11 protein-coding genes are annotated in these 13123 nt (G+C 67.5%); 5 read left to right on the forward strand and 6 right to left on the reverse strand.

The features are described 5' to 3' along the window. Positions 1-5: 5 nt before the first annotated feature. The 5 genes from U5A58_RS34720 to U5A58_RS34740 all read right to left on the reverse strand — a co-directional run bounded on the left by U5A58_RS34720 (position 6) and on the right by U5A58_RS34740 (position 7164). On the reverse strand, positions 6-2237 hold the full coding sequence (locus U5A58_RS34720) for a xanthine dehydrogenase family protein molybdopterin-binding subunit (RefSeq protein ID WP_321964761.1): 2232 nt from the start codon (positions 2235-2237) through the stop codon (positions 6-8). Next, on the reverse strand, positions 2234-3250 hold the full coding sequence (locus tag U5A58_RS34725) for a xanthine dehydrogenase family protein subunit M (RefSeq protein WP_321964762.1): 1017 nt from the start codon (positions 3248-3250) through the stop codon (positions 2234-2236). The genes U5A58_RS34720 and U5A58_RS34725 overlap by 4 nt, the downstream gene beginning before the upstream one ends. 17 nt (positions 3251-3267) lie before the next feature. After that, positions 3268-3984: a (2Fe-2S)-binding protein gene (locus tag U5A58_RS34730; protein WP_321964763.1), complete on the reverse strand. Its 717-nt coding sequence runs from the start codon at positions 3982-3984 to the stop codon at positions 3268-3270. 363 nt (positions 3985-4347) lie between these two features. Next, on the reverse strand, positions 4348-6000 hold the full coding sequence (locus U5A58_RS34735; RefSeq protein WP_321964764.1) for an FAD-dependent oxidoreductase: 1653 nt from the start codon (positions 5998-6000) through the stop codon (positions 4348-4350). Positions 6001-6195: 195 nt separating this feature from the next. Continuing rightward, a complete protein-coding gene (locus U5A58_RS34740) occupies positions 6196-7164 on the reverse strand; it encodes a LysR family transcriptional regulator (protein ID WP_321964765.1) in 969 nt (322 codons plus the stop codon). A 71-nt stretch (positions 7165-7235) separates the two neighbouring features. Here U5A58_RS34740 and U5A58_RS34745 point away from each other — a divergent pair, with 71 nt between their 5' ends. Next, entirely contained in the window at positions 7236-8306 is a 1071-nt protein-coding gene (locus U5A58_RS34745; protein WP_321964766.1) for a zinc-binding dehydrogenase, read from the forward strand. Between the two features lie 81 nt (positions 8307-8387). Here U5A58_RS34745 and U5A58_RS34750 read toward each other — a convergent pair whose 3' ends face one another. Next, positions 8388-9680 (reverse strand): aspartate carbamoyltransferase, encoded by a 1293-nt coding sequence (locus U5A58_RS34750; RefSeq protein ID WP_321916044.1) that lies wholly within the window; start codon positions 9678-9680, stop codon positions 8388-8390. A 300-nt stretch (positions 9681-9980) separates the two neighbouring features. On the opposite strand from U5A58_RS34750, the gene U5A58_RS34755 reads away from it, so the two are divergent. The 4 genes from U5A58_RS34755 to dapA all read left to right on the forward strand — a co-directional run bounded on the left by U5A58_RS34755 (position 9981) and on the right by dapA (position 12962). Then, complete coding sequence (locus U5A58_RS34755; protein WP_321964767.1) at positions 9981-10931, forward strand: M23 family metallopeptidase; 951 nt, start codon at positions 9981-9983, stop codon at positions 10929-10931. Next, positions 10924-11280: a hypothetical protein gene (locus tag U5A58_RS34760; protein ID WP_321916042.1), complete on the forward strand. Its 357-nt coding sequence runs from the start codon at positions 10924-10926 to the stop codon at positions 11278-11280. The genes U5A58_RS34755 and U5A58_RS34760 overlap by 8 nt, the downstream gene beginning before the upstream one ends. A gap of 55 nt (positions 11281-11335) precedes the next feature. Further along, a complete protein-coding gene (locus U5A58_RS34765; protein WP_321964768.1) occupies positions 11336-11785 on the forward strand; it encodes a polymer-forming cytoskeletal protein in 450 nt (149 codons plus the stop codon). Positions 11786-12107: 322 nt separating this feature from the next. After that, positions 12108-12962 (forward strand): 4-hydroxy-tetrahydrodipicolinate synthase, encoded by an 855-nt coding sequence (dapA, locus tag U5A58_RS34770; RefSeq protein ID WP_321964769.1) that lies wholly within the window; start codon positions 12108-12110, stop codon positions 12960-12962. Positions 12963-13123: the final 161 nt, after the last annotated feature.

Here is a 13123-nt window from a genome sequence, read left to right on the forward strand (position 1 = left end):
GCCGGTCATACGAGCGAATTCATCTGCGGAACGACCTTGTCGAGCGTGATCGGCAAATCGCGCACGCGCACGCCGGTGGCGTGATACACGGCGTTTGCAATGGCCGCAGGCACGCCGGTTATGCCGATCTCGCCGATGCCGCGCACGCCGAGCGGATTGAAGCGCAGATCCGGCTCGCCCACGAACAGCACGTCCAGCTCGCGGATATCCGCGTTCACGGGCACGTGATACTCCGCGAGATTGTTGTTCGCAATGCGGCCCATGCGCGTGTCGAAAAGCCCCTCTTCGTGCAGGGCCGTGCCCACGCCCCACACCATGCCGCCCATCAACTGGCTGCGCGCGGTCTTTTCGTTGAGCACGCGCCCTACGTCGTACGCGCCGACGATGTGCGCCACGCGTATGGTTCCCGTATCGGCATCGACATGCACTTCGGCGAACACCGCGCCGAATGAGTGAAACGCGTACTGCTGCTTTTCCGCGCCGGGCCTGGTCGCGACCTGCGCCTCCAAAGGCTGTCCGCCCGCGCGTGCGATGACGGCGGCGGCCGGATCGCGGCGCGAGCGGTCGCTGCGGCTCACGACCCAGCCGTCCTGCACGCTCACGTCCTCGGCGGCGAGACCGTAGACGGGCGAGCCGCGGTCCGCGCGCGCGAGCGCGACGAGCTTGTCGCGCACGGCGGTGCACGCGGCCTGCACGGCGGGCGAGACGCTCGCCGCCGACTGCGAGCCGCCCGAAACCGGTGCTTGCGGCAAGGTCGAATCGCCCAGCGCAAAGTGGATGCGACTGGGCGGGAAGCCGAGCGCGTCGGCGGCCACCTGGGTCATCACCGTGTAAGTGCCGGTGCCGATGTCCTGAGTGCCCGACGCGACCATCGCAGTGCCGTCGGGCAAGATACGCGCCACGGCGGCGGCTTCGCTGCGATTCGCGGGGTAGGTCGCGCTGGCCATGCCAAGGCCGATGAGCGTATTGCCGTTGCGCATGGCGCGCGGCGTGGCGATGCGCCGCGACCAGTTGAAGCGTTGCGCGCCCGTTTCATAGCATTGGCGCAGCGCTTTCGACGACCACGGCTTGCCGTCCTGCGGCTCGCTTTCGGCGTAATTCTTCAGGCGCAGCGCAACCGGGTCCATCTTCAGCTGCCACGCCAGTTCGTCCATGGCGGATTCGAGCGCGAACGAGCCCGTGGTTTCACCGGGCGCGCGCATGAAGGTCGGCGTGCCGACATTCAGGGGTACGACACGATGGCTCGTGCTGCAATTGGGCACCGCGTACATCATGCGCGTGATGAGGCCGGACATCTCGAGCCAGTCTTCAAACGAGGACGTGTGGGCGAGCGTGTCGTGGCGCACGCCCGTGAGCGTGCCGTCCGCGCGCGCGGCGAGCGAGAGATGCTGCTCCGTGTGCGGGCGCGAGCCGACCGAGCCGAACATTTGCGGGCGCGCGAGCGCGAGGCGCACGGGGCGCCCGGTCTGCTTCGCGGCCATTGCGCACAGGCTCACGTGCGACCACGACGACCCCTTGCAGCCGAAGCCGCCGCCGAGGAACGGCGAGATCACACGCACGTTGTCCGGCGCGATGCCGAACACGGCCGCCACTGCGTTGCGCGCGCCGCTCACGCCCTGGGTGGCGTCGTAGAGCGTGAGGTCGGGGCCGTCCCAGTGGGCCATGGTCGCGTGCGGCTCCATCGGGTTGTGGAACTGCGTGGGCGTCGTGTAGACCGCGTCGAGCCGCACCGCACCCTCGTTCATGCCGGCCTCGACGTTGCCGCGCGTCGATTCAACCGGGCGGCCCATCGGGCTTGGAGGCGCGTGCGCGTCGCCCTTCGCACGGTTGAAGTCGAGCGTGGCCTGCGTCGGCGAGTAGGCGATGTCGAGGTGACGCGCGGCATCCGTCGCGTGTTCGAGCGTGTCGGCCACGACGACCGCGACAGGCTCGTTGCTGTAGCGCACGACGTTGTCCTGCAGCAGCGTGAGGTGGCGTCCGGCGGGTGGCTTGAGCGGCGAGCGCCCGCCGTTGGGCAGGCGCATCGCGTTCTGGTACGTCATGACGAGCAGCACGCCGGGCATGGACTGCGCACGGCTCGCGTCGATCGACGCGATCGTGCCGCTCGCCATCGTGCTGGTGACGAGCACGGCATGGGCAAGCCGCGTTTGCGGGAAATCGCTCGCGTAGAGGGCGCCGCCCGTGACCTTGAGCACGCCGTCGATGCGGTCCATCGGTTGTCCGGTCAGCGTGCTCATGCGACTTCTCCGGTGTTTTGACCTTGCGTGCCGGCTGCGGCGAGCAGCGTCGAACGAATGATCGCGCGCTGCGCGAGCCCGACCTTGAAGGCATTGCCGCTCAGCGGTCTCGCCTGGGCGAGTTCCGCCGCTGCGGCTTCGCGTAGCGTCGTCGCGCTGAGTGTTTTTCCTGCGAGATGCTGCTCCGCCACGCTCGCGCGCCAGGGCCGATGCGCGACGCCGCCCAGCGCGATGCGCGCCGTGCGTATGCGGTGGCCGTCGAGTTGCAGCGCGCTCGCGACGGAGACGAGCGCGAATGCATAGCTCGCGCGGTCACGGACCTTGAGATAGTGCGAGTGCTCACTGAACAAGGGCGGGGGCAAGTCGACCGAAGTGATCAGTTCACCTGACTGAAGCGTCGTGTCGAGATCGGGCCGGTCGCCGGGCAAGCGATGAAATGACGCGAATGGAATCGAACGTTGACCACGCGGCCCGCTCACCTGCACGGTGGCGTCGAGCGCCGCGAGCGCGACGCTCATATCGGATGGATTGACGGCCACGCATTGCGCGCTGGCGCCGAGGATCGCATGCATGCGGTTGAAGCCGCCAACCGCCGCGCAGCCGCTGCCGGGCGCGCGCTTGTTGCATTGGGAGAAAGCGGTGTCGTAAAAGTACGCGCAGCGCGTGCGTTGCATGAGATTGCCGCCCACGGTCGCCATGTTGCGCAGTTGCGGCGAAGCGCCTGCGAGCAGCGCCTGCGAGAGCAGCGGGTATTGCGTGCGCACGAGCGTGTGATTGGCCGCGTCGCTGTTGCGCACGAGCGCGCCAATGCGCAGGCCGCCGTTGGGCAGCGTTTCGACTTGATCGAGCGTCTCGATGCGCGTGATGTCGATGAGCGTCACCGGATGCGCGACGCCGCCTTTCATGAGATCGAGCAGATTCGTGCCGCCGCCGATGAACACCGCGCCGGGTCGCTGCGCGGCGGCGATCGCGCCGTTCACGTCGGCGGCGCGCTGATACGAGATGGCATCCATGTTCGTGCCTCCGTGACTCAGGCGCTGGCCGTGTGCGCGTCGCGCACGGCGGCCACGATGTTGACATAGGCGCCGCAGCGGCAGATGTTGCCGCTCATACGCTCGCGTATTTCGGCGTCGCTCAGTTGCGCGGGGCGTGTGCGCACGTCGGGCGTGGCGGCGCTCGCCGTACCTGCTGTGAATTCGCTCAGGCATGCCGTGGCCGAGCACAACTGGCCCGGCGTGCAGAAGCCGCACTGGAAGGCATCGTGTTCGATAAAGGCACGCTGCACAGGACTCAGCGCTGCCGCGCCCGCGAGCCCTTCGACTGTGGTGATGCGCTGACCTTCGTGCATCACCGCGAGCGTGAGGCAACTGTTGATGCGCCGTCCTTCCACGAGCACCGTACATGCGCCGCACTGGCCGCGGTCGCAACCCTTCTTCGTGCCGGTGAGGCCCGCATAGTCGCGCAGTGCATCGAGCAGCGTGACGCGCGGTTCGATATGCAGCGCATATTCGCGGCCGTTGATATCGAGCCTGACCGGTTGCGCGGGTGCAGGCGGCGGAGCTTGCGTTGGGGCGGTGGCCGGTGGCGCGTTCTGCGCATGCAGATGAGGCGTTGCGCTCAGTGCGGCGGCGGCAGCGGCCGATTGCAGGAAGCGGCGGCGCGTGACGTCGGCGGGCGCGCGCGAGGGGGAAGCCTGGGAGGCGTCGTCGCTATCGCACGGCGCATCGAGGGGACGTTCGTTGGACATGGCGTTCTGCGGACTCCAGGATGAAGACGGAACGTGAACCGGGGACTTCAAACGCGGGACTTCAGGCGCTGGCCGCGCGGGGTTGCGCAGGGCTTTTTCGCGCAGCAGGGCGCCTCTTTCGTGCAGCAATTCCAATGCCGCGGCCGCTCGCCCGGGCATGGCAGAACTGCAAATTGCACTTCTCGAACCCGAAAGTAAAGCGCTTGCGTGTGAATTTTTCGCTGCACATTGCTTGATGGCGCAACGCTGTCCCATGACTGACGCCAGCCCGGCGCGAAGCTGGCGCAGTGGACAGAAATGCCGTGCTGCAAGAGGAAAAAAGCGTATTGAAAGATCGCGAGCGGCGATCTGTTCTGCGAGATACTACGCGCGGTCTTCCTGGAGGTAGCGATGCACGAAGGCGATCGCCATGCTGCCTTCACCAACGGCGGAGGCCACGCGCTTGACCGGGCTCAGCCGCACGTCGCCGCAGGCAAAGATGCCGGGCACGCTCGATTCGAGCAGGTAAGGATCGCGGCGGTGCGACCAGCGCCCGGCTTTCACGGCGTCGTCGCCGGTCAGCACGTAGCCGCGTTTATCGCAGGCAATCTCGGGCGGCAGCCAGCCCGTTTCCGCGTCGGCGCCAATGAACACGAACAGGCCGCCGCATTCGCGCCGGCTCACGCTTGCGCTGGCCGTGTTGAGCACGTCGATGGCGTCGAGATGCGTCTCCCCATGCACGCCGACCACTTCGGAATTCAGCACGACGCGCACATTCTCCTTGCCGGCCAGCTGCTCGACGAGATAGCGCGACATCTTGTTCTCGAGCGATTCGCCACGCACGACGAGCGTGACGGCGCGCGCATGATTGGCGAAGTACAGCGCGGCCTGTCCCGACGAATTGCCACCGCCGATCAGATACACGTCGAGTCCGTGCGTTCCGCTCGCTTCGCTGCGCGCCGCGCCGTAATAAATGCCCTTGCCGATGAAGCGGTCGAAGCCTTCGATTGCCAGGCGCCGCCACGTGACGCCCGTCGCGAGAATGAGTGTGTGCGCGCGCACCATGTCGCCGCCGTCGAGATGGACTTCGCGCGAGGCGGTATCGACACGCGCGACGGCGCGCGTGACGAGGATCTCCGCGCCGAGCCGCCTTGCCTGCTGCAATGCGCGGCTCGCCAGTTCGTCGCCGGAAATGCCGCCAGGAAAGCCCAGATAATTCTCGATGCGCGATGAGGTGCCGGCCTGGCCGCCCGGCGCTTCACGCTCCACCACAATGGTACGGAGTCCTTCCGACGCACCATAGACAGCGGCGGCAAGCCCGGCCGGGCCGCCGCCGATGATCAGCGTGTCGTACTCCGTGAGGCGTGGCTGGGTTTGCAGCCCGAGGCGTTCCGCGAGGTCGCGCGTCGCGGGGCGGCTTAGCAGCGCGCCGTCGGCGAGACGCAACGTCGGGCAGTCCTGCTCTTCGGGGCACGGCCCGCTCCAGCGCGCTTTGAGTTCGGGCGCATCGGGCGTCATCCACTCGCAGCTGATCTGGTTGCGCGCGAGGAACTGGCGCAGATTCGCGCAGGCCGGATCCCAACGCGCGCCCACGAGCGTCACCCGCGTTTTCGGCGGCTCAGCGGAAAGGCCCTGCAGGCCGCCTATGCGTTCGCGCGCGAGCGCGCCCATGCGCGTGGCGACGTCGGACGAGGCGGCGGCCAGCGAGTAGTAGTGCTGCGCATCCACGCGCATGACGCGCGAGGGCAGGGCCGCGCGATACGCGCCCGGAAAGGGCGAGCTGAGCGCGAGCGGCACCTCGCCGAAGATCGTGCCGGGCAAGCGCCACCCAAGCGTGCGCTCGACGCCGTCGAACAGCTTCACGACCTCCATTTTGCCGGACAGCACGGCATACAGCGCGCGCTCGCCGCCTTCATGCACGGCGTATTCGCCGGGATTCAGATGCAGATCCGCAGAGGTTTGGGCGAGGCGTTCGAGTTCGGCTTCGGGGAGCGTGGAGAAAAGCGGGACCGCGCGGATTTCGTCTGGGGTCAGCATGGCTTCGCAAGTAGCGGGCAGGCAGGAAACGACGATGGGACAGCGGCGCGAGGACCGTGCTTGGGTGTGGCGGCGCGGCCGTTTTTTTGACGTCTCATGCAGTATAGCTGGCGCGCATGCGGTCGCTTTCCTGGGGTTTCCTGGGTTCGCCTGGTTGTTCGTCGAAGCAATCGACTGACGAATTGTGCACGCGTTTCAATCGAGAGGATCGCTAACCATGCCGCCGGTAGTCAACGCGGCCACGGTTTCGCGCAGCCACACGAGCGCGGGGTCGGCGTGATTGCGCGGATGCCATGCCGCATGCATCGAAAAGCCGCGTGCCTCGAACGGCAGCTCGAACAGGTCCACGCGGTCCCGGTAGCGCGCGATGAGCCGGTAAGGCAGCGTCGCCACGTAATCCGTGCGTGCAAGCACCTCCGGCACGAGCGTGAAGTGCTGCACCGAGTGCGCCACGCGGCGGCGGCGGCCGAGCGCTTCGAGATGCTCGTCCATGAAGCCGAAGAAGCTCGCGCCGCTCGTTGAAACGAGCACGTGCTCGAGTGCGCAATAGCTGTCCAGGTCGAAGGCGGTGCCGCCGCGCGGGTGCCCTTTGCGCTGCGCCACGACGAAACGTTCGTCGTAGAGCTTTCTGGCCTTCAGCGTGGGCGGCACCTGCTGCGCGGAACCGAGCAGCAAGTCGATTTCGCCGCGCTCGAAACGCTCCGCGAGCGAACCGGATTCAATGGCGATGAACGCCAGCTGCAGCCCGGGCCCAGCCACGCGCGGCCATTCGATCATCAGCGGCAGGCCGAGCACGGCCACGCACTGGTCGCTCGCGGCGACCACGAAGCGCCGCGTGCCCGTGTGTGGATCGAAGGCCGGCTCGCGGCGCACCACGGTTTCGAGCGTCTTGAGCGCCGCGTGCAGCGGCTCCATTAATTCGAGCGCGCGCGCCGTGGGCGTCATACCGCGGCCAGTGGCGGCGGGAATGAGCAGCGGGTCGTCGAAGAGCTGGCGCAGCCGCGCGAGTTGCGCCGAAACGGCCGGTTGCGTGAGATTCAGGCGCGCGGCGGCGCGCGTCACGTTCGACTCGGCGAGCAGGGCGTCGAGCGACACGAGCAGGTTCAGATCGATGCCGGAGAGATCAATCACGGTGATAGGTGGAATGTCGGCGATTGATTTCAAGAATACGTCTCGCTCGCCTAGAGTTCAATCCGTCAGATCAGCCGTGAACACCCTTTCCACCAGGAGAAGTCATGAAAGCATGGATGCTCGATCAACCGGGCCAGCCGCTCGCGCTGCGCGAGGTGCCGCAACCCGAACCGCGCCGAGGCGCGCTGCTGGTGGGCGTGGAGGCCGTGCCGCTCCTGAGCTATACGCGCCAGTACGTGCAGGGCAAGCTGCCCTACGGCTACCCGCCGGGGCCGTTTTCGCCCGGGACCAACGGCATTGGCCGGGTGCTTGCGGTCGGTGAAGGCGTGTATGGCTATCGCGCAGGCCAGCGCGTGGCGCTAAGCCCCTACTGGATTGCCGACGAAGCGCTGCGCGAGCCCGCTCAGGCGCTGATCGGGCTCACGGCGATCAGCCCGGACAGTGCGCCCATGCTCGGCGATTTCCCGCACGGCACGCTGCGCGAGGCGGTCGAGTTTCCGGCCTCGACGGTGTTTCCGCTCGACGGCCTCGATCACGTGCCTTCGGCGCGGCTCGCGGCGCTCGGCAAGCTCGTGGTGCCGTTCGGCGGGCTGCGCCGAGGCCGGCTCGCCGCAGGTGAAACCGTGGTGGTGAACGGTGCAGCCGGCGCGTTTGGCTCGGCGGCCGTGCTCGATGCGCTCGCGCTCGGCGCGGGCCGTGTCGTGGCGCTCGGCCGGCGCGCCGCGGCGCTGGCGCCGCTCGCGAAGCTCGGCGGCGGCCGCGTGGTGACGGTGGCGCTCAGCGGCGAGATGGCGCGCGACGTGGAGGCCATCCGCGCCGCCGCGAACGGCGGGGCCGATCTTGCCTTCGACATGGTCGGCCACGCCACCGACCCGGGCGCCACGCTATCGGCGCTGCGCAGTCTGCGCCGCAACGGCCGCATGGTGCTGATGGGCAGCATGGAGGTGGACTTGCCGATCAAGTATGGGGAGGTGATGATCAACAACTGGGAGTTGATGGGTCACTTCATGTACAGCGGCGCGGACTACCGCGCGCTGATCGCGCTCGTGCAGTCGGGCCAGTTGCCGCTCGATGCGATCGAAGTGGAGCGCCACGCGTTCGATGCGCTGGAGACCGCGATCGACGCGGCGGAAAAGGCCGAAGGGCTCACGTGCGTTGCGGTGTGCACGTCGTAAAGCGCACACGCTCCAAAAGCCAATCGGCCCGCAAGCGCGACTGACGCTTGCGGGCCGATTTCGTTGCGAGTGCAACGAGTGTTAGTCGATGCCGTGGAACACGGCGTCGTCCGGGCCGAGGTAGGCGGGCGGACGCCACACTGCGTCGCGCATCGAGTGCTGCACGAGATTTTCCACGCCGAGCAGCACCGCGAAAATTGCCATACGCACCGGAATGCCGTTGTCGGTCTGGCGGAAGATCGCGAGGCGCGGATCGTGGTTCAGATCGGTCGAAAGATCGTTGGCGCCCGGGCGGCTGTCGCGCGGCAGCGGGTGCATCACGAGCGTTTCGGGGCTGCAGCACTCGTCCATCGTTGCCTGGTTGATCTGGAATTCGGGCGTGTAGCCTTCGAACGACTCGTCGGCGAAGCGCTCCTTCTGGATGCGCGTGGCGTACACCACGTCCGCGCCGCGCAGACCTGCGCGCAGGTCGTGCGTTTGCTCGACCACGTGCCCATTGGTCGAGATCTTGTCGACGATGTACGCCGGCATTTCGAGCTGCGGCGGCGAAATGAGCGTGAACTTGATGCCGCGATACAGCGCGAGCAGCTTCACGAGCGAGTGCACCGTACGGCCGTACTTGAGGTCGCCCACGAGCGCGATATGCGCGCCGTCGACGATCTTGCCCAGACGCGAGAACTCGCGCTGGATCGTGTAGAGGTCGAGCAGCGCCTGGCTCGGGTGTTCGCCGGGACCGTCGCCGCCATTGATCACGGGAATGTTCACCGCGCGCGCGAATTCGGCTACCGAGCCTTGATCAGGATGCCGAATCACCATCGCGTCCACGTAGCCGGCCATGACGCGGCTCGTGTCGTAGATCGATTCGCCCTTGGCCATCGAGGAGAACGTGAAGCCGGTCGTGTCGCACACCGAACCGCCCAGACGGCAGAACGCGGCGCCAAAGCTCACGCGCGTACGCGTGCTGGCTTCGAAGAACAGGTTGCCGAGCACCGCGCCTTCGAGCACGCGCGAGATTTTCCGGCGGCGCGCGATGGGCTGCATGATGTCGGCCACGCGGAACAGAGCTTCGACGGAGTCGCGCGAGAACTGGTCCACGGAAAGCAGCTGCGGCTTGCCTTCGAACTGCATCTGGCTCGCGAGCGAACGCGAATCTACGCTTTGCGTATAGTCTTCGCGCGGCTCGCCGTTGCCGACGATTTCCGAAACGAAGCGCTCGACGATCTCCGGCATGGCGCGCGATTCCTGCGACTCCTCGGGCAAGAGCCAGGTGTCGAGCGCGCGACGCGATACGCCGATGCGGCTCGCGAATGCGTCGCGGGTCATGTTCAGACGCCGCATGGCGTCACGGAGGAAGGCTTGTTGCGGAACGCTCATGCTGGCACCCGTGAGTTCTGGTTGATGTACGCGGTGCGTATATTAGTTCGACGGTGCGAGAAGTCAAGTTCTTTTGTCGGAAGAGCGCTCGAGGGGTGTTGCCAGCCCGCAAAATCGCCGGTCAAGCCGTGTGGCCCTTAATTTGGGATAGCGCTTTTTGCGACGCCACGATAATCGGCGTTTTGAATTTTTCCGGGCCGGCGTCCGCCGGCCGTGGCAGCCAAAGATGTCCGCTTTACCTCCCTCATTGCGCTCCGGTTGTGTGGGCGTGCGACCCGCACGATCCTCACGGAGCCAGACATGAAATTGCCGTGGTCCAGCTCTGCCGGTGATCTCACCAAGGGCGACGTCCGCTTCGTCACGCACGAGACAGCGCGGCGCGCTGCGATCGCCTCGGCGTGCGCGGCGGCCGTGCTTGCGCTCGCCGGCGGCGTGGCCATTGGCCATTTCGCGCGCGCTCCGGTCGCGTCCGGTCCCGCCGCGGCGAATCAGCATCACTACGTGGTCGGCGAAATCGGGCGCATGGACGCCTCCATCGCCTTGCTCGATCCGCGCATCGAGCGGCTCGCGGCAGAACTCGCGCAATTGCGCCAGTTCGACCAGCGGCTGCGCGCGCAACCGGCTCGCGGCGCTGCAACGGCACCCGCGCCCGCGCGCTCGGGCGACGAAGGCAACGACGCCGACGGCGAGGGCGGCCCCGCGCTCGCGCCGCGCCGCTGCGTGGAGGCGTCCGCCGCGCAGGCGAACGCCAAGGCCGTCAACGGCGCGATCGACTGCATGGCCGCGACGCTCTCTGCACTCGAGCAGGCCGCTGCCGAGCACGAGGCGGCATGGGACGCGTTCCCGGGCCGCCGCCCGCTCGATGGCGGCCGCAACGGCTCGCCGTTCGGCAATCGCATCGATCCGTTCACGCAGCGCCTGAGCTTTCATCCGGGCATGGACCTCGTTGCGCCGACTGGCACGCCTATCCTCGCCGCAGCGGGTGGCCGCGTGATTTTCGCGGGTCCGAAAGCGGGCTACGGCAATGCCGTCGAGATCGACCACGGCAACGGCTTCGTCACGCGTTACGGCCATGCCTCGAAGATCGACGTGCGGGTGGGCCAGATCGTGCTGCCCGAGGAGCATATCGCCGACGTGGGCTCGACCGGCCGCTCGACGGGCCCGCATCTGCACTTCGAAGTGCTCGTGCACGGGCAGCCCGTCAATCCCGCCGACTATCTCGCACTCTTCGTTGCGCCCATCAATGGCTGATCCGCGACGTACCCCGCGCACGCATACGAATGCCGATCGCGCTTACGAATTGCAGCCGGTGCGCTCGCTTGCGTGGCGCGTGGGTGGCGCGACGCTTTGGGCCGTGCTTGCCGCGACAGCCGGCGCGGGCGTCACCGCGTGGCTGCTCAAGCCGCAAGCCGAGCCGAGCTGTCCCGTGGTCGCGCCCGACGCCTTGAGCCGCGAACTCGGCGACACGCAATTGCGGCTCGAGCAGGAGCGCGCCGCGCGCGCCGCGCTGCAAACCACGGCGCAAGGCGCGCAGGCCACCATCGCGAAGCTGCAGGCCGAACTCGTGTTCCTGCGAAACCATGGCGCCGGTTCGCGCTGAGCCTCGACGAGCGCCGCACATCTTCATCGACACTCACACCACACGGTAGCTTTCCATGTTCAGCAACAAGAAAAAGCCGCAAGCCGGCATCGAGCAAACCAAGCTGGCGACGCTGATCGCACAGGACATCGCCATCACGGGCGACCTCGAATACGCCGACGGGCTGCGCCTCGACGGTCGCGTGCACGGCAACGTCTCCAGCAAGCCCGGCGCGAAAACGTTGCTCGTGCTGAGCGAGCGCGGCGCGATCGAGGGCAACGTGCACGGCTACGACATCGTGGTGAACGGGCGCATAGAGGGCGACGTGATCGCCGATCACTTCGTCGAATTGCAACCGAACGCGCACGTGGTCGGCAACATCTACTACCAGCAGTTGCAGATGGACTGCGGCGCTTCGGTGGACGGCAAGCTCACCAAGCGCGACCCCGGCAGTAGCAGCGATGGCGGCGACATGCAGAGCCTGCTGCTCGATTCGCCCCAGTTCGAGGTCCTGCCGCGCGAATGAGCGCGAGTGAGTACGAACCGCGCGCCCGCAAATGCGCGATCTCGGTTACACTGCGCGACATGCCACGTCACCCGCTCCGTTACGATCTGCCGAATGTCACCGCCGCCACGCGCGCGGTGTCGTCGCTCGCGCAGGCCGCGTCGGTGTGGCTGAAAGCCAAATCCAAAAAACAGCCGCTCATCTGACCGGAGTCTGCTGTTCCGTCAGATGTGCGACGGAACAGCCAGTCGAAGGCGCCCAGCCTTCCGCCTCACTCCCGGCTTGCTTCCCTCCTGCGCACCGCTGAGCGGACCTTCCATACGGTCGAGTTCAAAGGAAAGTCATGTCTGAGTTTTCGGGTATCTGGATTCCGCTCATTACGCCGTTCAACGCCGGCGCAGTCGATCATGCTGCGCTCGACACGCTCGTGCGCCATTACGTCGAGGCCGGCGTGGCCGGCTTTGTCGCGCTCGGCACGACCGGCGAGCCCGCCGCGCTAAGCGACGCAGAAGCCGACGACGTGCTTGCCACCGTGCTGGCCTCGGCCGGCGGCCTGCCGGTCGTGGCGGGCGTGAGCGGCAATCACACGGCGGCGGTGTGCGAACGCATCGCAGCGCTCAATGAGCGGCCCATCGCGGGCGTGCTGGCGGCGGCGCCTTACTACATCCGTCCGGCGCAGGCGGGCGTGATCGGCCACTTCGCGGCGCTCGCCGATGCGAGCCGCAAGCCCCTGATCATTTACGACATCCCCGCGCGCACGGGCGTGCGCATCGAGCTGCCGAGCCTGCTCGAACTCGCGGCGCACGAGCGTATCGTCGCGGTGAAGGACTGTGGCGGCTCGCTCGACAAGACGCTCGCGCTGATTCTCGACGGCCGTTTGCAGGTGCTCTGCGGCGAGGACATCGACATGTTCGGCGCGATGTGCGCGGGCGCGAGCGGGGCGATCGCGGCGTCGGCGCATTGGCGGCCGGAGCGTTTCGTGGCGATGGCGCGCGCGTTGCAGGAAGGGCGTCTCGCCGATGCGCGCGCGATCTGGCACACGCTTGTGCCGCTCGTGCGCGCGGCGTTCGCGGAGCCGAATCCGGGGCCGGTGAAGGCGGGGCTCGCAGCGTGCGGGTTGATCCGCAATGAACTGCGCGCGCCGATGACGCGCGTGAGCGGGGAACTGGCGGAGTCGCTCGCGCGGCTCGTGATTTGACACTCCCCGTGCGGCACTTCCCGTGCGGGACGGCGGCGTGGCGGGATGAGATGCGGCGTGCGCGCCGCCCGAAAGCGGCGCTTCTAGCGCGCCGCGCGTGCGTTCGTGGCGCTCGATGGACGGCGGCGGCGCGTGCGCGGCCGTTCGACTGCAGCGGGTTC

It is taken from the genome of Paraburkholderia sp. J7, assembly GCF_905220155.1.
Taxonomy (GTDB): domain Bacteria; phylum Pseudomonadota; class Gammaproteobacteria; order Burkholderiales; family Burkholderiaceae; genus Paraburkholderia.